The sequence below is a fragment of the Aquimarina sp. MMG016 genome (assembly GCF_018100805.1).
Lineage (GTDB): Bacteria > Bacteroidota > Bacteroidia > Flavobacteriales > Flavobacteriaceae > Aquimarina.
On sequence record NZ_JAGJEA010000008.1, the window covers coordinates 1 to 26,346 of the forward strand.

Here is a 26,346-nt window from a genome sequence, read left to right on the forward strand (position 1 = left end):
TTAAGAGCATCTACCAAATCTGCAGCTTGCAAGGCTTCAACCAACGTAGAAAGTTCTGGTGTAGCAACTGCAATCTCGACAATACTAGGTAAAGGTTGGAAAGATGGCGGTATCAATACTGCATCAATGATTTGAATCACACCATTTGATCCTCCAATATTGGCAGAAAGAAGTTTTACTTTATCATTTATTATTATTTCATTATTCTCATTAAGACTTATCTTAACATCTTCTCCTTGTAGGGTTGTGGTAAGCTCCTGAGCCAATAGTTCTGATGTATTTAATCTCCCACTAGCTACATGATAAAGAAGTATTTCTTTAAGTGTATCACCACTAGGAATTTCATCTAAAGCTCCAAAAGCCTCATCAGTTGGTGCAAATACAGTAAATGGACCTTCTCCTGATAAAGGTTCAACTAAATCTGTTGCTTGTAGAGCACCTACTAAAGTGGTAAACCTACCATCTTCAACAATAAGTTCTACTATTGTTTTATTAGGAAAGGTAGTTTCTGTTAACTCTGCTGTCCATTCTCCTCTTCCTATACCTGAACCAAATAATGTGAAACGCCCCTCCAGATCTCCATTATCTTTTACTCTTCCTATTCCAAAAATTATATCTCTTCCTGGTGGGTTAATAATTAAATACACAATTCCATCACTAATAATAGCACCTCTTGTTCTTGCTTTTGTTCCATCAGGCAGTTCTAAATATCCTCTTACGATAGTAAAACTAGCATGATACAAGGTATAGTTTAATCTAAGCTCCCCTTCTATTTGATTTCCAGCTCCAGTTCCAGTATTTACTATTGCCGAAAAATCAAAAACTCTTCTTTCTCTACTAAAAAACGATTTCGATTTATCTTCTGGTTCAGCCAATTCGCCTTCTAAGATATCTTGGGTCATTTTTTCGATTTCATCAAAACTAATGATCTTGGATTCCAGGAATTCTATCTGCTCTATCTGAGGTTCAATACCATCATCATTCTGACAAGCAAGAAAAAAGTTCATTACAAAAAGGCACAAAAAAGGTACCGTCAATCTTTTGATTAGCGTTTTCATTTTGATTTGATTTAAAGATTTATGTGATTAAGATTTGATAATAAGAGAAAAAAAGGGCATTTAGAATTTAGTTAACTCATTACTAAATGCCCTTGATCATGTGTTATTTGGGGCTACTTTAGATTATTAATTTGGAGAAAGTGGTAATAAAACTCTATCAATAGCATGAATTACACCATTAGTAGCTTGTACATCTACAGCAATAATATTACTTGCATCTCCACCATTGCCAGCACCAGTAACACTAGGAGCTGATGCATCAATAGTTACTGGACCTCCAAGAGTGTTTACCGTACCATCTACTAAGTCGGTAGAACGCACATTAGCTTCTGCCACTACATGATAATTTAATATTCCAGCTACTTCATTTTCGTCTGCAGGAACAGTAATAGCTTCAAAAGCACTATTAATCGGAGCGAATACTGTAAAAGGTGCAGGAGCAGTTCCATTTGCTGTGCTTAAAACACTAACAAAATCTGTTGATGGAGTTAGCGTAGTAAGTGCTGTTACCAATGTAGAAAAATTAGGATCTGCTGTGGCAAAAGTTGTAATGTCTGGCAAACCAATAACAGCATCCACTACATGTATCACACCATTTCTTGTTTCTACATCAGGGGTAGCAACGCTAGCTACACCATTTAAAACTACACCACTATCTGTATTAATATATATACTTAAATTATTATCTGTATCACCATAAGTTGCTAAAGTATTACCATATGAATTTGATAGGTCTCCTGACATTAGTTTTCCAGAAACTACATGATTTAATAATACTTGAGTCAATACATCATTAGGAACATCAGCTAACGGAGTACCATCTAAAAAGTCTGCAAAAGAATCATTAGTGGGAGCAAAAACTGTACGCATCATAGCATTATCCAAAGCATCATTAAGCCCTGTTTTTCTAAGTGCTGCATATAATGATGAGAAATCACTATCTTCACCATTGTTGTATGCTACCGCTGTAAAGCTTCTTCCAAGTGCGTCTAATGCTGCAGCTGGTAATAACACCTTATCAATAGCATGAATCACTCCATTAGATGCTTGCACATTAGTAGCGATGATTTCAGAATCTACACCTGATTTATCCCTTAAAAAGGCTCCACCCTCTAAATTTAGTAGTAAAGTTTCTCCCTGAAGCGTGGCAGGTATTATTCCATCAACAATATCAGAAAGATTTTCTGCTCTTACGTTTGCTTCTGCCAACACGTGATATCCCAGAACTATTTCTATCTGTGCTGCTGTTAATGGAGAAAAATCAGTTAATCCAAATCTTGCTAAAAGATCGTCAAAAGCAGCATTATTAGGAGCGAACACAGTAAATGGAGCACTAGTAGTTCCACTTAACGTCGCTGCATAATCAGTATCTGGAGTTAATGTAGTTAATGCTGTTACTAAAGTAGAAAAAGCAGGATCAGCTACTGCAAACGTAGTTACAGTTGGCAGAGGAATTACTTTATCTACAAAATGAATTACACCATTGTTAGCAGGAACATCAGCCTCAGTAACTTTAGCGTCACCATTAATCTGAACCCCATCAGTGGTATCAAAATACATACTAAGGTTTTCTCCACTTGTGGATTCTGTTGCCAGATTGTTTTGGTAACCAGTTGATAATTGAGAAGAAGTAACCGTAGTACCTAATACGTGATTAAGTAAAACTTGTTCCAATACGTCAGCTGGTACTGTCTCTAAAGTAAGATTTAACGAAGTAAGAAATTCATCAAAAGCATCGTTATCAGGTGCAAATACTGTAAAAGTACCTGACCCAGCTAATTCATCATCAAGCTCTGCCTTTTCTAATGCAGCTAATAATGAACTATAATTTTCATTTCCTGAAACTATCTCAGCTATACTCTGTACTGGAGGTACAATAATTGGATCGTCATCATCACCACAAGAGGTAGCTGTGATAACTAATAATAATGCAAAAATTGTTTTAAAAAGGTCTTTAATTTTCATGGTTTTTGATTTATTGTTTGTTGATTAAACAACTCAAAACAAAAAAGTCGAACCCCTAAAAATGACTTTAATATTATTTTAACTTTTTGTTTAATCTTATTGTTAAAAGAATAAACAAAAAAAAAGACCGTCATACCTGACAGCCTTTTTCTATTACATTCATCCTAAATATTAATCATTTTCTTCACAGGCATTGGCAACACCCATAATTGTGTTTAATAATTCTATATTATGCGTCGCACTAGTATTTTCTCCATTATGCAAGGTCAAACCTATAGGATAATTTATGCTAACCAAAATATCATCATCAATTTCCAACATAAATTTATATAATTGAGAATCGTGCCCCATCTCTATTGTACTTATACTATTCGTATTAGTATTAAATAATGACAACTTAAAAGGATATACAAAATCAATACACTCAATATCAGCATCATTAGACAAACAAGTATTGGCCAAAAACTCTAAAGCGCTATTATCAACGACAAGCTTTTCTTCGTGATTATGCAAAGTGATCATAACCGGAAATTGTATTTGAATATCATCACTTGGTAATAGCTGTTGATAGTCCAATATTTCGTCGATAACAAGCTCATTGCCGTTGCGTAACAAAGTATATGGAAGATTGATACTATAGCAATTACCTCCATCAACTATATCATCAAAAGATCCATCGTGTGTAACCACCTTTTGCATCACCTTTGCTAATTCAGAATCCGTTGGTATATTATCTTCGATAAAAAATTCTCTTTCTTCTTCTTGACATGAATAAATTATAATTAAGCTGAAGAGTATCAGCCAATAAACCTTCCTTACTTTCTTCCTCATATTAAACTTTTTATACGTCTTATTTGAAATATAACAACTTATGAAGCAAAATCCCTACTTTAAATTTGTTAATTTTTATACTTTTAGAAAAAATTTTAATAATGTCTAAAGATCTTTTTGAAAATATATGTGAAGAAAAACTGTTCTCCAATCTCTTCAAAAAGTATTCTCAAGACTTGCATAACTTTATTTATTATAAATACGGTGAACACATTAATCCGAAGGATAAAGTTCAGGAAGCATTTATAAAACTTTGGGATAATTGTAGTAAGGTTTCCATTAAAAAAACTAAAAGTTTTCTTTTTACAGTTGCTAACAACTTAGCCCTGAACCAAATAAAACACGAAAAAATAAAACTAAAATATCAACAGACAGAAATTAGTGATCGAACTAATGAAAGTCCGGAATTTATTTTGGAAGAAAAAGAATACCTCAAAAAATACAACAATGCACTTGCTAAGCTCACCGAATCACAAAGAGTTGCCTTTTTATTAAATCGAATTGAGGGAAAAAAACATAAAGAAATCGCAGAAATGCTGGGTATATCTAGCAAAGCTGTAGAAAAAAGAATCTATGGTGCTTTAGAGAAATTAAGAACAGAAATTGATGGTATTTAAATATTTACTAAAAATTTATTAATAACTAAGGTAGGAGTTTTTCACATTGAATTGTTATATAAATAGAAATCTTGCTATGAAAAAGAAGGATCTCGTAAAGAAGTGGTTGGATAACGAACAACTCACTAAGCTAGAATCAGAGGCGTTTGAGAAATTAAGCGCCTATGATTCTTACATGAAAATCTCTGAAACCGCCAAGAAATTCAGAGCTCCAGAATACAATATCGAAAACAATTTACAAGATCTTAATAAAGTATTATCTAATCATAAGCCTTTAGCCCCTAAAGTTTCATATACTAGTATTATACTTAAAATTGCTGCGATATTTGTTTTAAGTATTGGAACATATTTCACATTTTTTAATAATAGCTCTACTGTTATAAGCACTTTGGCCGGAGAAAAAACCACAGTAGAACTTCCGGATCAATCTACTGTTATTCTTAATTCGCTAACATCTGTTGACTATAATGCAAAAGATTGGGAAGAAAACCGGGCTATTAATCTTGATGGCGAAGCATATTTTAAAGTGGCAAAAGGACAAAAATTTGATGTACATACATCCTCTGGAATAGTAAGTGTACTAGGAACTCAGTTTAATGTAAAACAAAGGCAAAACTATTTTGAAGTCTATTGCTATGAAGGTTTAGTTAGCGTTACATATAACAATGAAACGATAAAATTACCTGCAGGAACAGGATACAAAGTCATTAATGATGAAATATCTGACCTATTGAAGATTTCTTCTACAAAACCAGATTGGACCGAAAACCAAAGCCGTTTTACAAGTACTCCTTATTTATATGTTCTTAATGAATTCGAAAGGCAATATGATATAAATATTATTGCAAAAAATATAGATCAAACTACTCTTTTTACTGGTAATTTTGTACATTCAGATATTCAAACTGCATTACAGGCAATAACCATACCTATGCGATTGAAATTTGAAATTAAAGACAATAATATAACCTTAACCAAGGAGTGACCAAAACCAAAATTCTAGTTTTACTTACTCTTCTTTTAACCACTCTTTTTCAAGCCAGGGCGCAAACTGAAGAAGCATTACCTCTTATTGTAATATTAAATCAAATACAAGAGAAATTTGACTGTAATTTTTCTTATGTTGACCAAGAACTAAAGGAAATAGAATTACTTCCTCCTGCAAACACACTTACTTTAAAACAAGTTATCTTATATCTGGAGACAAATACTCGTTTTAAATATACTTTCATAAACGATAAAAACATAGCGATAAGATTTGTTGACGATATTCAACAAATCTGTGGAAAACTATTTTCTTTAGAAAGTAATAAAATTATTTCTGATGCCCTCATTAATACAGAAACAGTTTCTACAATAAGTGATACTCAAGGAGGTTTCAAACTAGAGGTCAATGACCCTGATGAAATCATCAACATTACTTGTTTAGGGTATAAATCAATAAAGATAAAAGTTAAAGATTTTACATCATCAGAATGTAAAGAAATTAGATTAATACCTGAAGTTCAATATCTAAAAGAAGTAGTAATCAGGGATTATCTTACTAAAGGAATAAGCAAAAATTCTGATGGTTCAGTCACTATTGATTATACTGATTTTGGGATTTTACCTGGATTAATTGAGCCTGACTTACTCCAAACGATTCAAGCATTACCTGGTATTCTTAGTGTGGATGAAACCGTATCTAATATTAACGTAAGAGGAGGAACCAATGATCAAAACTTAATCTTATGGGATGGTATAAAAATGTATCAGTCCAGTCATTTTTTTGGGTTAATTTCGGCTTTTAATCCTTATCTGACCAAAAACATACGTATTACCAAAAATGGCTCAAGTGCCAAGTATGGTGATGGAGTCTCGAGTGTAATTGCCATGAGTACAGAAAACAATATCAATCAAAAATTTGATGCTAGTATTGGATTAAATATGCTTAGTGTCGACGGATATATTGATACTCCTATCGGGGAAAAAACTTCGCTTCAATTGGCTGTAAGAAAATCTATAAGCGAAATTGCTGAAACACCAACTTATGATCAATATAAAGACAAAGCTTTTCAAGAATCTGAAGTAGTTACCGGCACGGATGAAGAGTTTTCTTTTTTTGACACTAGTGCACGATTGCTTTATCAAATAACCCCAAAAGACCTTATTAAAGTTAACGCATTGATCACAGGAAATAACTTAGTTTTTCAGGAAAATACCAAAATAAATCAAATAGATGTTTCCAGAGAAAGTAGTGCTAAACAAAATAATTTTGCTGGAGGTATACTTTATCAAAGAAACTGGAGTAATGATTTCCAAAGTGAACTTCTTTTTTATGGCACCAATTACCGTCTAGAAGCTATAAATGCCGACATCATTAACAATCAAAGATTATTACAAGAAAATGAGGTCTTGGAAAGTGGCATTAAACTAAATACTTTATTAAAACTTGGGTCCAGTTTTAATATAAACACTGGCTATCAATTTAACGAAACCGGTATTTCTGATCTCAGAGATCTTAATAATCCTACTTTTAGGGATCGAACAAAAGAAGTAGTACGCACTAACAGTCTTTTTTCTGAAATGCAATATCGCTCCAAAAACTATAACACTTATCTTACTTTTGGGTTACGACTTAATCACTATGATAAATTCAATTCTTATCTTTTAGAACCTCGATTAAGTTTCAATCATAAACTAAACAATCGTTTTACAATAGAAATGCTGGGTGAATTCAAAAGCCAGGTTACTTCACAAATTATTGAGTCTCAAAATGATTTTTTAGGGTTAGAAAATAGAAAATGGATTCTTTCTAACGAAATTGATATTCCTATTGTAAAAAGCAAACAAGCTTCTGTAGGTATAAACTATAATCACAACAATTGGTTAATCAGTACTGAAATTTATTATAAGGATATAGAGGGAATCATTGCCAGAAGCCAAGGTTTTCAGGATGATTTTGAGGGCAAAAAGGACCAGGGCGAATACAATGTGGTTGGAGCGGATTTTTTATTAAACAGACAATTCAAAAATTTTAGTGTTTGGTTAAGTTACTCTTATGCAGAAAATAATTATAGGTTTAATGCATTAAGTGAAAAAGAATTCCCAAATAATTTAGACATCAGACATAATATAAATATAGCTCTGGCCTATACCCTTGAAAACTTCAAATTCTCTAGTGGCTTAAACTGGCATAGTGGTAAACCTATAACCAGACCAATCCCAGGAAATGAAACAGAAGGTAACGATATTAATTATCAGGATCCTAACAGTGATACAATAAAAGATTATTTAAGATTAGATACATCTGCAACATATAACTTTAGGATTACAAAAAAAATAAAAGCTTTAGCCGGAGTATCTATATGGAATATTTTTAATCAAGAGAATACAGTAAACAATTTTTACAGAATAAATAGTAGTTCTGAAAATGTAGAGGAAGTAAAAGAATTTGGCCTAAAATTTACTCCAAATGTAGTTTTTCGGGTTAACTTTTAAGCTTTTTGACACCACTATAGGTTACCACTTCTTCTCCTCCAACTACATTAACCGAATTCTTTATAATTTCAAAATCCTGTTTTTCAAAAAAACTCTTAGTTAACAAATTGATCGGAGTAGTGAGAATTTTTATATTATTCTCTCTGGCAATTTCTTCCAGCTTATCATATAATTGATTTGCAATGCCTTTTCCGTGATATTCCATATGAACAAAAATAAACTCAATACTTCCGGTTTTATCCATAGAGAAAGATCCAACTATTTCACCATTCCATTTCGCATTATAAATAAAATATTCTTTAAACTTTTTTTGCCAATAGATTTTATTAGTAGCTAACCTGGAATATATTTTAATTTCTGATTTAGTAAAAATTTTAGAGCCATATGTAGTCACCGTTTGATAAAAAAAACGTTGCATTAACGATAGATCACTATCCTTAGCCCTTGTAATTTGAAAACTCATTGAATTAAAAATCAGGATTTACGTAAAAAACGAAATATCAAAAAGTGAATATAATTTCCATAAAACTCTTCAGATAATCATTAATGTAAATTACGAAAAAATATTTAAAAAAATCACAGCCTATTTGTTTCTCTTTTGAAGACTGTTTGCATCTACACAATTTTATGGATATAACAACAGTCTTATAGTCAACAATATGATTAATTCATATGCTAAAAGGTTATCAAAACTCATACTTATTACGGTAAAACCATAAAAAAATCAATATTATTGAACGAATAATACTACAAAATAATAGTTAATATTGCAATTAATTGTATTTTGCGGCTCTAAATTGCATTTTATCTATAATTTAGAAAAACAAAATATATGAAAAAGAACTACTATATATTATACATAGTTATGCTGCTGAGCTCTTTTTGTTTTTCACAACAAAAATCTTTGGATAGTATCATATCTACAATCAAGGCTCCTAAAGACTCCATAGCTTTTGATAAAGCTATGGTTAAACTTAAAAAAATGTGGGTGCAAGAAGATTATGAAACAGCATTATCTTATGAAGATCAGTTGTTAGCACTTTCTAAACGTATAAATTATAACAAAGGGACGGGAGATGTATATAATCAGATTGGGAATATTTATAATCTAACTGATAAATTCCTTAAGGCTCACCACTACTATGATAAAGCTAATATTTATTATAAAATATCTAACGAATCAAGAGGTATCGCTATAATAAACAATAATAAATCTACGATTGAACAAAAAAAAGGAAACCTAGAACTAGCCATAAATTATTTATTAGAAGCTAACCTGCATTTCGAAAGAATGAATGATAGTTTAATTTTATCAAGTACTTATAATAATCTTGGCAATATATATTCAGACTTGGATAACGATGTACTTGCTGAAGAGTATTATAAGAAATCTATAGCTCTTAAGAGAAAGACCAAATCAAAAAGACTAGGTTCTTCGCTAAATAATCTTGCTTTATTATATATTGATCAAAATAAGTTAGATAATGCTAAGGCTTTATTATTTGAGTCTTTAGAGATTAATAAAAAAAATAAAAACTCTCATAGCATAGCCCTAACTTACAACAGACTAGGAAATATTGCATCTAAAAATAAAGACTATCAGAAATCAAGAAAATATTATGACTCCTCATATGTTGTTGCCGCCAAAGCTCAGAATAAAAAAATAGCGGCGATTGCAAAACAACAATTAGGGCTTATTGCAATTAAAACCAAAGACTTTAAAAAAGCCGAGAAACTATTAACAGAAGCCCGTATTGAACTAAAAAAGCTAAAGGTAAACCCACTACTACTTTCTAATTATCAACACTCTGCTACATTAGACTCTGCCAGAGGGAATTTTTTAAGTGCCTTTGGATGGCAAAAAAAATATCAACAATTAGCTGATCAGACCTCATCGAATGAGACTGCCGAAAAAATCGAACTAGCAGAAGCCCGTTTTAATTCAGAAATGGAGCAACTTAAACTTATTGATCAACAAGAAAAAAAGGAACAAGAAAACGAAAAAGAATTGTTCAAGTATAGAATATTCACATATAGCAGTTTAGGTATTTCTATAATTATATGCATGTTTTTAGTTCATATTGCTAAAACGCGAAAAGAGCGTAAACAATATATCAACCAGCTTAACGAATCTAATGAAGTGAAAAATAAATTATTCTCTATTATTTCTCACGACCTGAAGAACGAAATTCATGGTCTGGACGGAACTCTAAATTTATTAATGGATAATGAAATTTCTACACAAGAATTTAAGGAAATCGTACCTCTTCTAGCAAATAGAACACATCATACTTCGATTTTATTGAACAACTTATTGAATTGGTCAAAATCTCAGATGAAAGAACTTAATGCAAAACCCATTGCCTTTGATATCAATGAAGTTATTAATAGTAAATTCATTTTCTTTAAGCCAAAAGCAGAATCGAAAGATATTAAGCTCAAAAATGAATTAGATTCTACTATGATTTATGCGGATAAGGATATGTTTTCTATAGTATCTCAGAATTTAATTGCCAATGCTATTAAGTTTTGCAACCCAGGAGACTCTATTAGTTTGGTATCTAAAGAAAAAGAAGAACATTATGAAATCTGTTTTGAAGATACAGGTGTTGGTATTGCGACAGAAAACTTACATAGGCTTTTTGCGGAAGATACTTTTACTACAAATGGAACTCAACAGGAAACAGGAACAGGACTAGGGTTAAAAATCTGTAAAGAACTTATTCAACTTAATCAAGGAGAAATTTCTGTAAATAGTACTTTAGGAGAAGGAAGTACTTTCTGTATAACTCTTCCCAAAGCATCTTAATTACATTCTTTCTGGAACATTGATTCCCAGAAGTTCAAACGCATGTTTTATAACATCTCCAACCACTCCGGAAAGCTGAACTCTAAATAGTTTTTGCTCTTCGGTGTCTGCACCAAAAATAGAAACGTTTTGGAAGAAGGAATTATATGCTTTAACTAAATCATAGCTGTAATTAGCAATAATCGCCGGGCTCAATTCTGTAGCAGCATTCTGAATCACTTCAGGAAAGAGCTCTATTTGTTTGATCAGTTCTTTCTCTTTGCCGTGCAAACTAATATTAGTTACCGCTGAAGTTTTCCAATCAAAATCTGCTTTGCGCAGAATTGCCTGAATTCTTGCATAGGTATATTGTATAAAAGGCCCTGTGTTTCCCTGAAAATCTACTGACTCTTCAGGGTTAAAAAGGATTCTCTTTTTAGGATCTACCTTTAATATATAATATTTTAAAGCTCCTAAACCTATAGTCTTATAGACTTCAGCTTTTTCTATATCAGAATACCCATCTAACTTACCTAAATCCTTAGATATATCTTCAGCAGTTTTTGCCATTTCGACGATCAAATCATCTGCATCCACTACAGTACCTTCTCTACTTTTCATCTTACCACTAGGTAAATCGACCATACCATAGCTTAAATGATGTAAGTTTTCTGCCCAGTCATATCCTAATTTTTTGAGAATTAGAAAAAGTACTTTAAAATGGTAATCCTGCTCATTTCCAACAGTATAGATCATCCCTCCTACATCAGGATTATCTTTAACACGCTGAATTGCCGTACCTATATCCTGTGTCATATACACCGCTGTACCATCACTTCTAAGCACTAACTTTTCATCAAGACCTTCATCAGTCAGGTCACACCAAACTGATCCATCTTCTTTTTTAAAGAAAACACCACTAACAAGCCCTTCTTCGATATTATCTTTCCCTAGTAAATATGTATTACTTTCATAATAATAACTATCAAAATCTACTCCTAAAGTATTATATGTTTGATCAAACCCTTCATAAACCCATCCATTCATCATTTTCCAAAGCTCCACTACCTTAGCGTCTCCAGCCTCCCACTTACGAAGCATTTCCTGAGCCTCAATCAAAATTGGAGCTTCTTTTTTAGCTTCTTCTTCGGTTTTACCTTCATCAATAAGCTTTGTAATCTCTTCTTTATATATTTTATCAAACTTTACATAATAATTCCCTACAAGCTTATCTCCCTTCAAACCCGTGGATTCCGGAGTTTCTCCATTCCCGAACTTTTGCCAAGCAATCATACTTTTACAAATATGTATCCCTCTATCATTTATAATCTGAGTTTTGTATACCTTCTTACCGCTAGCCTTGATAATTTCTGCAACAGCATATCCCAATAGATTATTTCTGATATGCCCAAGATGTAAAGGTTTATTAGTATTTGGTGAAGAATACTCTACCATTACTGCCTTGCCATCTTCAGCTGGAGCTACAAAACCATATTGTTTAACACCCTTGATTTCTGCAAAAAAGTTAAGATAATATGAATCAGAAATTACTAAGTTTAAAAAACCTTTTACCACATTATACCCTTCTATTTCTATTACATTCTCCACAAGATATTTCCCAACCGCTTCTCCTATCTGTACCGGATTACCCTTTACCACACGAAGCATTGGAAAAACTACTACTGTAATATCTCCTTCAAATTCTTTTCTGGTCGCTTGTAATTCTACAGATTCTAAAGTTGCTTCATACAGTTCTTGTATCGCTTTCTTTACATTATCCGTTATAATCTGATGTAAACTCATCTTTATAATTAAAAAGGTCATTAAAATAAGATCCCGCTCTACAGCGGGATAAGTCCAACTTACAATTTTTGATTAATTCAAATTCTCAAAAATTGGTTTTACTTAATTAAGCAGCAAAGATAATAGAAATAATAGTGTTTCACCATCCGTTTCTTTTTGATTTCGCTATCTTGTAATAAAAAAAGTGCTAGTCAACAACTCTTATAAAGATCCTGAGTTAACTCAAAAAATAGATGGTGAAGTAGGCAAGCCTTTTACCCTAATGGAAAGAATAAAATTAGGAGGTATTGGCTCTCCTAAACTTCGTATTACATCCAGTAGTATAGAAATACATAATTTGCTTATCATAGATAACTCCACTAAAACCTGCAACATAGAATTACGCCCAAAAGGGATTTTAGTAGGTTTTCAGGTTCGACTAGAGACCTATCTTTTGATCATTCCGTTTTATAAACTAAACTTATATAAAGGAAAAGCAGAAGAATATTCGATTTATAAAGATCATTATTTTATAAAATTCAGTGCAAAGAAAAATGACATATCTATACATAAATTTGTAAAAAAATTATTGAATTATAAAACAGATCATCTACCTACAAATATTGAAGACTTATGATTAGAAAAGTAATTCTTGTATTGATATGTTCAGTAGTTTCCAGCTGTACGAATGATAACACTGTAACGAATAATACTCCTGAAAAATTATTTTACAAAGGAATGGATTTGTCATTTCAATCCGAATTAGAATCATATAATCTGGATTATAAGGATCAAAATGGCAATTCTATTAACTTATTAGACTATGTAACCTCTAAAGGAACCAACTTAATACGCTTGCGTTTATGGCACACTCCGGAAAATGGACATAATTCCCTAGAAAAAGTAAAACTTTATGCGTTAAAAATAAAGGCAAGCGGAGCTGATTTTCTTCTTGATATCCATTATTCTGATACCTGGGCAGACCCTGGTAATCAAGAACCTCCCAATGATTGGAAAGGCATGAGTAGCACTGAAATTAAAAATGTTTTGTATAGATATACAAAACAAGTAGTCAAAGAATTAAAAGATCAAGGAACTACTCCCGCTATTGTTCAAATTGGTAATGAGACGAACTCCGGATTTTTATGGAATTTTGGAAAAGTATGGAATGAATTTAACAACAACTGGCCGTTTTATGTTGAACTTTCTAACGAATGCTATAAGGCTATAAAAGAGGTTGACAACAATATAAAAACTATGATTCATATTGCAGGAGTTACTGATACAAAAATCTTTTTCGAAAAAGTTGAAGAAAATAATGGAAACTATGATATTATTGGACTTTCGTATTATCCTCAATTTCACGGGAAGAATTTAATTGAAATTCAAAATAATATTAATCTATTAGCATCCACATTTAATAAGGATATATTATTAACAGAAGTTTCATATCCGTTTACTTTGGACTGGAATGATAATGCAAATAATTTTATCGGAGATGAAAGTCAAATTCTAACAGAATTTCCTTCCACTCCAAATGGTCAAAAAAGATTTTTAGAATGGGTCATCAAGGTGCTAAAAGAAATTCCTGATAATAAAGGTATTGGATTTTGTTACTGGGCACCGGATTGGGTAGCATTTTCTGGTAATGAAACTACTTCGACCAAAGGTTCTTCGTGGGAAAACCAATGCCTTTTTGATTTTGACCATAATGCTTTACCAGCAATAGAAATATTTACAGACAACTAATTTCTTCGTATCTTAACAGTAAAAATGCGTATTCTTCTTACTGGGGCCAATGGTTATATAGGAATGAGGTTATTGCCTCTTTTGATAGACTCAAACCATGAAGTTATTTGTTGTGTCAGAGATAAAAACCGATTATCTGTGGATCCTGATGTCAGAGCGCGGGTCTCTATAATAGAAATTGATTTTCTTCAAGAACCTAATCCTGATATACTTCCTAAAAATATTGATGCTGCATATTATTTAATTCATTCTATGAGCTCTTCTACAAGTGATTTTGATGAAAAAGAAGAAATCTCAGCCAAAAATTTCAATACATATCTGGAACACACCAATGTGAAGCAAGTAATCTATTTAAGTGGAATTGTAAACGAAAAAAATCTTTCTAAACATTTATGGTCACGAAAAAATGTAGAAGAAACTCTTTATAAAGGTAATTATAGCCTTACTGTTCTGAGATCAGGAATTATTGTAGGCTCTGGTAGTTCCTCCTTTGAAATCATAAGAGATTTATGCGAAAAGTTACCTGTTATGATCACTCCAAAATGGGTAAATACCAAAACACAACCTATCGCTATAAGAGATGTGTTGAGCTTTATGACGGGTGTTCTTGGGAATTCTAAATGTTATAATGAATCATACGACATTAGTGGTCCAGACATCATAAGCTATAAACAAATGCTAAAGTTGTATGCCAAAGTAAGAGGAATTAAGATATTTATTTTTACTGTTCCAGTAATGACCCCTAAGTTATCATCTTACTGGCTATACTTTGTCACTTCCACATCATACAAATTAGCTTTAAATCTAGTTGATAGTATGAAAATACCAGTAATCGCTAATGATAACCGGCTACAGGAGCTATTGGATTTTTCTACAATGCCTTATACGAAAGCACTGGAATTAGCATTTATCAAAATAGAACAAAATCAAGTGGTCTCGAGTTGGAAAGATTCTATGATAAGTGGTCGTTTTCAGAATGACATTCAACGATATGTTACCGTTCCTAGGCGAGGATGTTTAACCGATAGAAAAAAAATCAAAGTAGCCCATCCTGATAAGGTTATAGAACGTATTTGGGCTATTGGAGGTAAAACCGGGTGGTATTATGGGAACTGGATGTGGAAAATCAGAGGACATGTGGATAAATTTTTTGGTGGTGTTGGATTAAGAAGAGGAAGAACACATCCTGATGAAATTTTCTCGGGAGATGCTTTAGACTTTTGGAGAGTTTTGGTTGCAGATAAAAGTAATAGACGTTTATTATTATTTGCAGAAATGAAAGTTCCAGGTGAAGCTTGGTTAGAATTTGACATTGATAATGAGAATGTTTTACACCAAACAGCAACATTTAGACCACGGGGAATTTGGGGTCGATTTTATTGGTATCTGATGGTTCCTTTTCACTACTTCATCTTTGGTGGGATGATTAAAAATATTGCCGGAAAGAAGTAATCACACCAAGATTAAGTGTATGATTTTACCGACAAATTACCTTTATTTACTAAAAATTCATTATTTTTAATAAAAAAGTGCATGAACCAACTCTTGCTTTATTTACTTGTAATTTTATTATTTCTCAGTTGTAACCCTAAACAAAACAATGATCCTGAATTACACCATTTTGTAGACTTGTTATCTGGTTCATTTTCTTCTAAAGAACAATCAGAAAAAGAAGTTGGTTATGCCGATTCTAATTTGATTAACACACCCATATGGGAAGACTCTAAAAACTATTGGTTATACTCTGAAATTCATAACGCCAAAAATCCATCACTAATTTATATTCAAAGAATTTTAAACATCCAAAGAATGGATAGTGTAACTTTTATAAGTACAGCCTATACTATTCCTGATCAAAAAAAATACGCCCACGGATGGAAAGATCCTAACTTATTTAATGAAATAGCACTGGATAGTTTACAAAAAAGAGAAGGGTGTGATATTTATTATAAAAAGAAAACTTCATCAATATATGTTGGTAAAACAAATAACGTATCTTGCTTAAGCACCTTAAAAAACATTGCTTACACAAAAAGTAATATTGTCTTAAGCAGGGATCAATTATCTGTCTGGGATAAAGGTTATGATGTAGATGGGAAACAAGTTTGGGGTAAAATTCAAGGCCCTTATAAGTATAAAAGGATTCAAGAGAAATAAAAGAAATCCTAATTCATAAAGTCTTCCAGTGTTTTGTTTTCGAGAACACGTAGCGTATTATCTCTTACTTCTATCATCAATGAGTGCACTGCACAGGCATCTTCATCCGGGCAATCATCACATTTTTCATAAAAATTAAGGCTTACACAAGGTAACATAGCTATTGGCCCTTCTAAAACCCTAATTATAGAAGCCATCGTTATATCTTTAGGATCCTTTATTAAGTAATACCCTCCTCCTTTTCCTTTTTTTGAACCCAGAAAACCATTCTTTCTTAGTGTTAGCAAAATACTTTCTAAAAACTTTTGAGATATATTTTCACTTGTAGCAATTTCGGATATTAGCACAGGATGATCACATTTCTTCCTGGCAATATATGTAAGTGCTTTAAGTCCGTATTTTGTCTTTTTTGAAAGCATATTAATTTGTTTTAGGATATATAATCCTTGCAACAACTACATAAAAAGTTTTAATTATAAACCTTTTGGAAGAAAAACTTCTGCCATCATGCATCGAGCACTTCCTCCCCCCAAAGTTTCAATAGTATCCAAGTCACTATGAAGAATTGCACAATGTTTTTCTATTTTGGTAATTTGGTCTTCGGTCAGGCTCCGAAATGCAGCTGATGACATTACAAGATAACGCTTATCTCCCGAACCTGCAACTTGAAGCATATTACCTGCAAAGCTATTTACCTGATCTTCTGTAATTGCGATGACTTCTTTTCCATCAGATTTCAGATGATTTACCAGGTTTTTTCTTTCCTTTTTATCATCTATACAATCTAAGCACACTACAGCAAAAGTCTCTCCAACTCCCATCATTACATTCGTGTGATATATCGCTAACCTTTCTTTATTCACCGTTTGATAAGCGGTAAAAATTACAGGTGAATATTCAAAATCTTCACAAAACTCAATTAATAGTTCCTCATCAGCTCTTGGTGATAGCGCACAATATGCTTTTCTGTTTACCCGATCCAAAACTAAACTTCCTGTACCTTCCAAGAATACTTCTTCAGCTTCAGCTTCAGTGTAATCAACTATATTTTTTATTTCAAAGCCTGAAGATTCTATTAATTCTAAAACTTCAGGTCTACGTTCCCTTCTTCTATTTACTGCAAACATTGGATACAATCCCACATCTCCATTTTCATGGAAAGAGACCCAATTGTTAGGAAAAATAGAATCTGGTGTATCATTACTAGGATCATCATTGATCACTATAACATTAACCCCCACATTCTTTAGCACTTTTACAAAAGCATCAAATTCATTCTGTGCTTTTGTATTAGCATCTTCTTGCGGTATGCCTGTATCTTCCTGATAATAATTATTTACTGCAGTCTGCTCATTCATCCTAAATCTTACCGGACGAATCATTACTATCGTATTGGTTACTTGCTTCATCTTTAATCTCTTATTAATGGCATGGTAGAACAACGTAATAAGCCTTCTTGTTTTGCAATTTCTGCATAAGGTACTTCTTCAACTTTAATATTTAGGCTACGAAGCCAAGTATTTAATCTAGTGAAGTTTCTCTCAGAAATCACTACATCCTCTGCAATCGAAAAAATATTCGAATTCATATGATACATTTCATTTTTATCAATGTGAAAAAGATTTTCCATCCCGAAGAAATCTACCAAATATTCATAATCCAACGGATCTCTAAAACCTTCTTTATGTATTATAGCTTTATTCTCGCCTACAGGTTGAAAACAACAATCTAAGTGCAGTGCATTATCTCTGGGGTCTTGCATAGACTTATTGAGGTCAAACTCTTTTACAATTTTATTAGGAAAGAGTGACTTTATATATTCGACTCCTTTCATATTTGTACGTGCAACGATACAATCGGGATAATCTTCTCCTTTATAAGTCCCTATAAAAATATGATCATTATGAATCATAATATCCCCTCCTTCAAAATGAATATCCTCTGATGGAGCTTTGCATACCTTATCTGGATCTATTTGATCAATTACATATTGTATCGCTTTAATCTCTTTCTCACGATCAGGAAGGATGTTAGATTTAATAAATTTATCATCTATCACTAAAGCAATATCCCTGGCAAAAATCTGGTTATAATCTTTAATAATTTCTGGTCGATATACCTTGACTTCATATTTCTTAAAAACATTGGCAACAGCTTCCATTTCTAAAGTCATGTCCGCTTCTACAGGATAAGTGCCAGCCTTAATGTGTTCGACAGATTTTGGATCGTAAGCATCTTCTATTTCAGGAATCGGACCATTACTGGTTGCAGTTCCTAATACAACAGCTCTAAGTCTGGATGTTTCGTTTTGTATATTTAAGTTCAAAAAATTGAGTTTTAAAACGTTAGTTTGAGTAGTTACGCAAATATATGAAAGAGACATTTTTAACACATGACTTTCTTTAAAAAAATGACATACTTTTTGTCAAACTTTTAAAATTAGTTTGATTTAGGCCACTATTCTAAGAATTCAACAAAAAAAAGGCGTTGAAACACATCCAACGCCTTTTACTTTAAAATTCAATCTGTCCTAACGTTCAGAAACAGTTTTGAATGGTCTATGGTTTTCACCAATATAAATCTGTCTTGGTCTACCGATTGGTTCTTTACGAAGTCTCATTTCTCTCCACTGTGCGATCCATCCTGGTAACCTTCCTAAAGCAAACATTACTGTAAACATTTCTGTTGGTATACCTAACGCTCTATATATAATTCCTGAATAGAAATCTACATTAGGATATAACTTTCTTTTTACAAAATATTCATCTTCCAAAGCTACTTTGGCAAGACCTTTAGCAATATCAAGCACCGGATCTTCAATTCCTAAATCACCCAAAACCTCTTCTGCAGAAACCTTGATAATTTTAGCCCTAGGATCAAAGTTTTTATATACTCTATGCCCAAATCCCATTAAACGGAAAGGATCATTTTTATCTTTAGCTTTAGCTATATATTTAGCTGTATCTCCACCATCTTCTTTGATAGCCTCAAGCATTTCGATAACAGCTTGGTTAGCACCTCCGTGCAGTGGCCCCCATAATGCAGAAATACCAGCAGATAACGATGCAAATAATCCAGCATGAGAAGAACCTACAATTCTTACAGTCGAAGTAGAACAGTTCTGCTCGTGATCCGCATGAAGAATCAGCAACTTATCCAATGCATCGTTTACAATTTTATTAGCTTCATAAGCTTGATTAGGCTTAGCAAACATCATTTTATGCAAATTCTCTACATATCCTAAAGAATTATCTCCATAATCTAGCGGAAGACTTTTACGCTTTCTCATTGTCCAAGCTGCAAGAACTGGAAACTTAGCTAAGATTTTTACTATAGCGCCATACATTTCTTCTTCTGAATCTACATCCACAGATCCAGGATTAAATGCTATAAGAGCACTTGTTAATGAAGATAATACTCCCATTGGGTGAGCACTTTTAGGAAACCCATCCAAGATTTTCTTCATATCCTCATCCACCTGAGACTCTTCTTTGATATCTTTATCAAACTTATCTAACTGTTCTGCAGTTGGCAGTTCTCCAAAAATCAAAAGGTAAGCTACTTCCAAAAAGTCAGCCTTTTCAGCTAATTCTTCGATTGAATATCCACGATATCTAAGAATTCCTTTCTCTCCATCAAGAAAAGTAATTGCACTCTCACAACTTCCAGTATTCTTATACCCAGGATCAATGGTGGTCACTCCTCCTGTTGCTCCTCTAAGTGCTTTTATATCTATTCCTAATTCTTTTTCAGTTCCTTCTATAATAGGGAACTCATATTTATTACCGTCGATTTCTAACGTAGCTTTTTTTGACATGTGATTATATAGAATTTTTCTGTTTATTAAGGGTTGCTAAATTACGAAATATAGTGTTAATAAGTTATTAATCGTTACATCATTTTTAGCCTTACAAGCTATTTCAGAAATTATTCACAAAAAAAGAGGCAATCCTTTCAGAAAGCCTCTTTTTATAGTATTTATAAAAGAATATTTTACTTTATTTTAAAAGCTTTTTCCTTAGGATAATAAGCAATACTTCCTAATTCTTCTTCTATACGAAGTAATTGATTGTACTTAGCCATTCTATCGCTACGTGAAGCTGATCCAGTTTTAATCTGTCCAGTATTTAAAGCTACCGCTAGATCTGCAATTGTATTATCTTCGGTTTCTCCAGAACGGTGCGACATTACTGAGGTATATCCAGCATTGTGTGCCATATTTACCGCAGCAATAGTTTCTGTCAATGTTCCTATTTGATTTACTTTAATCAAGATGGAATTCGCAATGTTATTTTCGATTCCTCTTGAAAGTCTTTCAACATTAGTTACAAATAAATCATCACCTACCAATTGTACTTTGTTACCAATTTTATCTGTAAGATATTTCCAACCTTCCCAATCATTTTCATCCATACCATCTTCTATAGAAATAATTGGATATTTAGCAGCTAGCTCTGCAAGATAATCCGCTTGTTGCTCGCTAGTACGAACCACTCCTTTATCTCCTTCAAATTTAGTATAGTCATATTTACCATCAACATAGAATTCTGCCGCAGCACAATCCAAAGCAACCATTACTTCGTCACCAAACTTGTATCCTGCATTCTCAACAGCTTTAGCAATAGAATCCAAAGCATCTTCAGTTCCATCAAGAGTTGGCGCAAACCCTCCTTCATCACCTACAGCAGTACTTAATCCACGATCATGCAATACTTTCTTAAGATTATGAAAAATTTCAGTTCCCATTTGCATAGCCTCCGTAAAGTTTTTTGCTTTAACCGGCATCACCATAAACTCTTGAAATGCTATTGGTGCGTCACTATGAGAACCTCCATTGATAATATTCATCATAGGAACAGGAAGTGTATTTGCACTTACTCCACCTACATATCTATATAATGGCATATTTAACTCATTAGCGGCAGCTTTTGCAGCAGCTAAAGAAACTCCCAAAATTGCATTAGCTCCTAATTTAGATTTATTAGGTGTACCATCTAATTCGATCATCGTTTGATCCAATAAATTTTGATCAAATACAGAATACCCCAATAATTCTTCAGCAATTATTGTATTTACATTTTCGACAGCTTTAAGAACTCCTTTACCCATGTAGTTTTTACCACCATCTCGTAATTCTACTGCTTCGTGTTCACCAGTAGAAGCTCCTGAAGGAACAGCTGCTCTTCCTAAAACACCATTTTCTGTAATCACGTCTACTTCTACAGTTGGATTACCACGTGAATCTAAGATCTGTCTAGCGTGAATATTAATAATTACACTCATTTTTTATTAATTTTGTTGGATAATTTTAATTCGTCGCAATATACGAAACCAGTAAATTTTAATACATCGAATATCTTCTTAATTTACTGCTGAAATCGCAATATTATAGCCAAGTTATCAACTATAACGTTATAAATTATTTCATTGTTAAAATCCTAAGGATTAGAAACAATTAACAATCATTTTATACGGTTACTTTTGCATTCTTTATATTTTCTATAAACTGATCAAATAGATAAACCGAATCATTTGGTCCAGGACTCGCCTCAGGATGATATTGTACTGAGAAACAATTTTTATCTTTCATTTTGATTCCTGCAACTGTATTATCATTAAGGTGAACGTGAGTAATCTCTACATCAGCATGTGCTTCTGTTTCTTCTCTATTTATTGCAAAACCATGATTCTGAGAAGTAATTTCACCTTTCCCTGTAACCAAATTCTTTACAGGATGGTTGATTCCCCTATGTCCATTATGCATCTTATAAGTACTGATTCCATTAGCCAGTGCAATAACCTGATGTCCTAAACATATACCGAATAAAGGTAAATCTCTTTCTAGAATCTCTTTTGCTGTAGCAATAGCCTCAGTTAATGGCTCAGGATCTCCTGGGCCATTGGACAGAAAATATCCATCGGGATTCCACTCACTCATTTCTGCAAATGATGCATTGTAAGGAAATACTTTTATATACGCATCTCTTTGTGCAAGGTTTCTAAGTATGTTTTTCTTAATACCAATATCCAAAGCAGATATTTTATACGTAGCATTTGGATCTCCAAAGAAATAAGGTTCTTCAGTAGAAACTTTTGAAGCCAGCTCCAATCCATTCATATTAGGCACCTCTGCTAACTCCTTCTTTAGCTTATCAATATCATCCACCTCTGTAGATATCACAGCATTCATAGCTCCATGATCTCTAATATAACTTACTAAAGCTCTAGTATCAACATCGGAAATAGCCAAAAGATTATGTTTTTCCAAAAACTCTTGCAATGACCTATCAGCATTAACACGAGAATACTCATAGCTAAAATTCTTAACAATAAGTCCAGCGATCTTAATAGAATCAGATTCTACTTCTTCATCATTAGTTCCATAATTACCAATATGTGCATTGGTAGCTACCATTAATTGTCCATAATAAGACGGATCTGTAAAAATCTCCTGGTATCCGGTCATACCAGTATTGAAACATACTTCACCGAAAGCACTACCTTCTCTTCCTACTGCTTTGCCGTGAAAGATTGTGCCGTCTGCTAATAAAAGAACTGCTTTTTTTCGAGATTGATATTTCATGTATATATTTCTATTTATAAAAACGTTTCAAAATTATTCAAAAAAAAAGGATAAACGCCGAACGTTTATCCTTTTATTATTATGTGTTATTCACATCTATCATTTATTCTTCTTCAGAAGTTGCCGTTTCTGGAGCTGGAGCAGCTGGGGCAGTTCCAGTTTTCTTACTTCTTCCTCTACGAGTTGTTTTCTTCTTAGCAGGTTTACCAGCATTATAAAGCTCATTGTAATCTACCAATTCAATCATTGCCATATCAGCATTATCCCCAAGACGGTTACCAAGCTTGATTATCCTTGTGTATCCTCCTGGTCTGTCTCCTACTTTAGTAGCTACTTCTCTAAACAATTCAGTTACTGCATATTTATTACGCAATTTACTGAATACAATACGACGGTTGTGCGTAGTATCTTCTTTAGACTTAGTTACCAACGGCTCTACGAATTGCTTAAGTGCTTTTGCTTTAGCAACTGTAGTATTGATTCTTTTGTGTTCAATTAGGGAACAAGCCATATTTGCAAGCATTGCTTTACGATGTGCCGTTTTTCTTCCTAAGTGATTTATTTTTTTTCCGTGCCTCATGACATTTTAATTTAATCATCATCTTGCTCAATTCGCCTCGTGCGAAGAGCAAATTATGATGAATTTAGTCTTTATCTAATTTATATTTAGAAAGATCCATACCGAAGTTAAGTCCTTTAACATTTACAAGCTCTTCTAGCTCAGTTAAAGATTTCTTACCAAAGTTACGGAACTTCATCAAATCATTTTTATTATAAGATACTAAGTCTCCTAAAGTATCAACTTCTGCAGCTTTTAAACAGTTCAATGCTCTAACAGAAAGATCCATATCGATCAATTTAGTTTTAAGCAACTGTCTCATATGAAGTGACTCTTCATCATAAGTTTCTGTTTGCGCAATCTCATCAGCTTCTAATGTAATACGCTCATCAGAGAATAACATAAAGTGATGGATTAATATTTTTGCAGCTTCAGTTAATGCATCTTTAGGATGAATAGATCCATCTGTAACAATTTCGAAAACTAATTTTTCGTAATCTGTTTTTTGCTCTACACGATAGTTCTCAATGCTATACTTAACATTTTTAATTGGAGTGTAAATAGAATCTGTAAAAATGGTTCCGATAGGAGCATTAGCTTTCTTATTCTCCTCAGCAGGAACATAACCTCTACCTTTTTCGATAGTAATCTCTAGGTTAAGTGCTACTTTTTTATCCATATTACAGATCACCAACTCAGGGTTTAGCACCTGGAATCCAGAAATAAATTTCTGAAAATCACCAGCTGTTAACTGCTCCTGACCTGAAATAGAAATAGTAACAGACTCATTATCAATATCCTCTATCTGACGCTTGAAACGTACTTGTTTTAGATTCAAAATAATTTCTGTAACATCTTCTACTACTCCAGAAATAGTTGAGAACTCGTGATCTACACCTTCTATTCTAAGAGAAGTTATAGCGAATCCCTCTAAAGAAGATAGCAAAACTCTTCGCAAAGCGTTACCAACTGTTAATCCATACCCTGGTTCTAATGGTCTAAATTCAAATTTACCATCGAACTCAGTAGAGTCGATCATGATAACTTTATCGGGCTTCTGAAAATTTAATATTGCCATGTTATTGTTTCTTCTTTAGCGTTATTACTTAGAATATAATTCGACGATGAATTGTTCATTAATGTTTTCCGGAATCTGAATTCTAGCCGGAACAGATACAAAAGTACCTTGTTTAGTATCATTATTAAAAGTAATCCACTCATATACTTTGCTATTATTTGCTAAAGCATTTTGAATTACTTCTAGAGACTTTGATTTTTCTCTTACACCTACAACATCTCCTGCTTTTAACTGATAAGATGGAATATTAACTTGCTGTCCATTTACAGTTATATGTCTGTGAGAAACTAATTGCCTAGCACCTCTACGAGAATTTGCTAATCCCATTCTAAATACTACGTTATCCAAACGAGACTCACATAGCTGAAGTAAAACCTCACCAGTAATACCTTGAGCACGTGTTGCTTTTTCGAACATATTACGGAACTGACGTTCCAAAATACCGTAAGTATATTTAGCTTTTTGCTTTTCCATTAACTGGATTGCATATTCACTTTTCTTACCTCTTCGTCTATTGTTCCCATGTTGTCCTGGAGGGTAATTTCTTTTTTCGAATGACTTATCGTCTCCGAAGATCGCTTCTCCAAATTTACGAGCGATTTTAGTTTTTGGACCAGTATATCTTGCCATTATTAAAAATTTAGTTATTGAGGTGATTATGAATTAAGGTCTCTGTCCTTCGATAATCATTATTTCCTCATTTCGATTTACTTATTGTTTATTTTAATATAAAGAGATCCCGAACATTGTTCGGGATAAAAATTATACTCTACGTCTTTTAGGAGGACGACATCCATTATGCGGCATTGGGGTAACATCTATGATTTCCGAAACCTCGATTCCTGAATTATGGATAGAACGTATTGCAGATTCTCTACCGTTACCTGGACCTTTTACATAAACTTTCACTTTCTTAAGTCCAGCCTCGATAGCTACTTTAGCAGCATCTTCTGCAGCTAACTGAGCAGCATAAGGAGTATTCTTTTTAGAACCTCTGAATCCCATTTTACCAGCAGAAGACCAAGAAATAACGTCTCCTTTTTTATTTGTTAACGAAACAATAATGTTGTTGAAAGAAGCTGTTACGTGTGCCTCTCCTACTGACTCAACAATTACTTTACGTTTTTTTGAAGTTGACTTTGCCATACTACTTATTATTTAGTTGCTTTTTTCTTGTTAGCAACTGTTTTTCTTCTTCCTTTACGTGTTCTAGAGTTGTTCTTAGTGCGCTGACCTCTAAGTGGTAAACCAGCTCTGTGACGAATACCTCTGTAACATCCTATATCCATAAGACGTTTAATATTCAGTTGCACTTCAGAACGAAGTTCTCCTTCTATGGTATAGGCTCCTACAGCTTCACGGATACGACCAATTTGATCATCATCCCAGTCAGAAACTTTTATACTTTCGTCTACTTTAGCAGTATCTAAAATTTCTTTAGCTCTACTTCTACCGATTCCGAAGATATAGGTTAATGCTATAACTCCTCGCTTTTGTTTAGGTATATCTACCCCTGCAATTCTTGCCATAATTACCCTTGTCTTTGTTTAAATCTAGGATTCTTTTTGTTAATTACGTAAAGTCGGCCTTTTCTACGCACAATCTTGCACTCGGCACTTCTCTTTTTTATTGATGCTCTTACTTTCATCTCTTAGTGTTTAATTTCTGAATGTACTTTACTAAAGCATTTTCAGAAGAT

25 protein-coding genes are annotated in these 26,346 nt (G+C 33.0%); 8 read left to right on the forward strand and 17 right to left on the reverse strand.

The window, feature by feature from the left end; genetic code table 11:
• From J8M14_RS15170 to J8M14_RS15180, 3 genes are all read right to left on the reverse strand, one after another.
• A partial coding sequence (locus tag J8M14_RS15170) for a fasciclin domain-containing protein (protein ID WP_211075664.1) occupies window positions 1–1,058 on the reverse strand: 1,058 nt, incomplete at its 3' end.
• A gap of 126 nt (window positions 1,059–1,184) precedes the next feature.
• Window positions 1,185–3,023: a fasciclin domain-containing protein gene (locus J8M14_RS15175; RefSeq protein ID WP_211075665.1), complete on the reverse strand. Its 1,839-nt coding sequence runs from the start codon at window positions 3,021–3,023 to the stop codon at window positions 1,185–1,187.
• 171 nt (window positions 3,024–3,194) lie between these two features.
• Window positions 3,195–3,854: a hypothetical protein gene (locus J8M14_RS15180; protein WP_211075666.1), complete on the reverse strand. Its 660-nt coding sequence runs from the start codon at window positions 3,852–3,854 to the stop codon at window positions 3,195–3,197.
• Window positions 3,855–3,955: 101 nt separating this feature from the next.
• On the opposite strand from J8M14_RS15180, the gene J8M14_RS15185 reads away from it, so the two are divergent.
• From J8M14_RS15185 to J8M14_RS15195, 3 genes are all read left to right on the forward strand, one after another.
• Window positions 3,956–4,471 (forward strand): sigma-70 family RNA polymerase sigma factor, encoded by a 516-nt coding sequence (locus J8M14_RS15185; protein WP_211075667.1) that lies wholly within the window; start codon window positions 3,956–3,958, stop codon window positions 4,469–4,471.
• Between the two features lie 76 nt (window positions 4,472–4,547).
• Window positions 4,548–5,456: a FecR family protein gene (locus J8M14_RS15190; protein ID WP_211075668.1), complete on the forward strand. Its 909-nt coding sequence runs from the start codon at window positions 4,548–4,550 to the stop codon at window positions 5,454–5,456.
• Complete coding sequence (locus tag J8M14_RS15195; RefSeq protein WP_211075669.1) at window positions 5,453–7,951, forward strand: TonB-dependent receptor; 2,499 nt, start codon at window positions 5,453–5,455, stop codon at window positions 7,949–7,951. Before J8M14_RS15190 ends, J8M14_RS15195 begins: the two co-directional genes overlap by 4 nt.
• On the opposite strand, the gene J8M14_RS15200 is transcribed toward J8M14_RS15195, so the two are convergent.
• Window positions 7,941–8,414, reverse strand: a complete 474-nt coding sequence (locus J8M14_RS15200; RefSeq protein WP_211075670.1) for a GNAT family N-acetyltransferase — start codon at window positions 8,412–8,414, stop codon at window positions 7,941–7,943. The genes J8M14_RS15195 and J8M14_RS15200 overlap by 11 nt on opposite strands.
• Before the next feature lie 369 nt (window positions 8,415–8,783).
• Here J8M14_RS15200 and J8M14_RS15205 point away from each other — a divergent pair, with 369 nt between their 5' ends.
• Window positions 8,784–10,760, forward strand: a complete 1,977-nt coding sequence (locus J8M14_RS15205; RefSeq protein ID WP_211075671.1) for a tetratricopeptide repeat protein — start codon at window positions 8,784–8,786, stop codon at window positions 10,758–10,760.
• Here J8M14_RS15205 and argS read toward each other — a convergent pair whose 3' ends face one another.
• Window positions 10,761–12,542 (reverse strand): arginine--tRNA ligase, encoded by a 1,782-nt coding sequence (argS, locus tag J8M14_RS15210; protein WP_211075672.1) that lies wholly within the window; start codon window positions 12,540–12,542, stop codon window positions 10,761–10,763.
• A gap of 184 nt (window positions 12,543–12,726) precedes the next feature.
• On the opposite strand from argS, the gene J8M14_RS15215 reads away from it, so the two are divergent.
• The 4 genes from J8M14_RS15215 (at window position 12,727) to J8M14_RS15230 (ending at window position 16,427) form a co-directional block, all read left to right on the forward strand.
• Window positions 12,727–13,158: a hypothetical protein gene (locus J8M14_RS15215; protein ID WP_211075673.1), complete on the forward strand. Its 432-nt coding sequence runs from the start codon at window positions 12,727–12,729 to the stop codon at window positions 13,156–13,158.
• Window positions 13,155–14,270 carry a glycosyl hydrolase 53 family protein gene (locus J8M14_RS15220; RefSeq protein WP_211075674.1) on the forward strand — a complete coding sequence of 372 codons (1,116 nt, stop codon included), beginning with the start codon at window positions 13,155–13,157 and terminating at the stop codon, window positions 14,268–14,270. Before J8M14_RS15215 ends, J8M14_RS15220 begins: the two co-directional genes overlap by 4 nt.
• A gap of 24 nt (window positions 14,271–14,294) precedes the next feature.
• Window positions 14,295–15,722, forward strand: a complete 1,428-nt coding sequence (locus tag J8M14_RS15225; protein ID WP_211075675.1) for an SDR family oxidoreductase — start codon at window positions 14,295–14,297, stop codon at window positions 15,720–15,722.
• An 81-nt stretch (window positions 15,723–15,803) separates the two neighbouring features.
• Window positions 15,804–16,427: a chromophore lyase CpcT/CpeT gene (locus J8M14_RS15230; protein ID WP_211075676.1), complete on the forward strand. Its 624-nt coding sequence runs from the start codon at window positions 15,804–15,806 to the stop codon at window positions 16,425–16,427.
• Between the two features lie 8 nt (window positions 16,428–16,435).
• Here the strand turns inward: J8M14_RS15230 and J8M14_RS15235 are convergent, their stop codons facing one another.
• From J8M14_RS15235 to ykgO, 12 genes are all read right to left on the reverse strand, one after another.
• The gene (locus J8M14_RS15235; protein ID WP_211075677.1) at window positions 16,436–16,846 is read right to left on the reverse strand and encodes an Rrf2 family transcriptional regulator; all 411 of its coding nucleotides are present in this window, start codon (window positions 16,844–16,846) and stop codon (window positions 16,436–16,438) included.
• 54 nt (window positions 16,847–16,900) lie between these two features.
• Window positions 16,901–17,836 (reverse strand): arginine deiminase-related protein, encoded by a 936-nt coding sequence (locus tag J8M14_RS15240; protein ID WP_211075678.1) that lies wholly within the window; start codon window positions 17,834–17,836, stop codon window positions 16,901–16,903.
• A 2-nt stretch (window positions 17,837–17,838) separates the two neighbouring features.
• Complete coding sequence (locus J8M14_RS15245; RefSeq protein ID WP_247672664.1) at window positions 17,839–18,753, reverse strand: amidinotransferase; 915 nt, start codon at window positions 18,751–18,753, stop codon at window positions 17,839–17,841.
• A 204-nt stretch (window positions 18,754–18,957) separates the two neighbouring features.
• Complete coding sequence (locus J8M14_RS15250; protein ID WP_211075680.1) at window positions 18,958–20,244, reverse strand: citrate synthase; 1,287 nt, start codon at window positions 20,242–20,244, stop codon at window positions 18,958–18,960.
• A 176-nt stretch (window positions 20,245–20,420) separates the two neighbouring features.
• Entirely contained in the window at window positions 20,421–21,710 is a 1,290-nt protein-coding gene (eno, locus tag J8M14_RS15255) for a phosphopyruvate hydratase (protein ID WP_211075681.1), read from the reverse strand.
• Between the two features lie 184 nt (window positions 21,711–21,894).
• Window positions 21,895–23,010 (reverse strand): glutamine-hydrolyzing carbamoyl-phosphate synthase small subunit, encoded by a 1,116-nt coding sequence (gene carA, locus J8M14_RS15260; RefSeq protein WP_211075682.1) that lies wholly within the window; start codon window positions 23,008–23,010, stop codon window positions 21,895–21,897.
• A 103-nt stretch (window positions 23,011–23,113) separates the two neighbouring features.
• Window positions 23,114–23,590 (reverse strand): 50S ribosomal protein L17, encoded by a 477-nt coding sequence (rplQ, locus tag J8M14_RS15265; RefSeq protein ID WP_211075683.1) that lies wholly within the window; start codon window positions 23,588–23,590, stop codon window positions 23,114–23,116.
• A 64-nt stretch (window positions 23,591–23,654) separates the two neighbouring features.
• Window positions 23,655–24,647, reverse strand: a complete 993-nt coding sequence (locus tag J8M14_RS15270) for a DNA-directed RNA polymerase subunit alpha (RefSeq protein ID WP_073316888.1) — start codon at window positions 24,645–24,647, stop codon at window positions 23,655–23,657.
• Between the two features lie 24 nt (window positions 24,648–24,671).
• A complete protein-coding gene (gene rpsD / locus J8M14_RS15275) occupies window positions 24,672–25,277 on the reverse strand; it encodes a 30S ribosomal protein S4 (RefSeq protein ID WP_211075684.1) in 606 nt (201 codons plus the stop codon).
• 132 nt (window positions 25,278–25,409) lie between these two features.
• Complete coding sequence (rpsK, locus tag J8M14_RS15280) at window positions 25,410–25,793, reverse strand: 30S ribosomal protein S11 (RefSeq protein WP_027392532.1); 384 nt, start codon at window positions 25,791–25,793, stop codon at window positions 25,410–25,412.
• Between the two features lie 8 nt (window positions 25,794–25,801).
• Complete coding sequence (gene rpsM, locus J8M14_RS15285) at window positions 25,802–26,176, reverse strand: 30S ribosomal protein S13 (RefSeq protein WP_211075685.1); 375 nt, start codon at window positions 26,174–26,176, stop codon at window positions 25,802–25,804.
• Window positions 26,177–26,178: 2 nt separating this feature from the next.
• On the reverse strand, window positions 26,179–26,295 hold the full coding sequence (ykgO, locus tag J8M14_RS15290) for a type B 50S ribosomal protein L36 (RefSeq protein ID WP_013621733.1): 117 nt from the start codon (window positions 26,293–26,295) through the stop codon (window positions 26,179–26,181).
• Window positions 26,296–26,346: the final 51 nt, after the last annotated feature.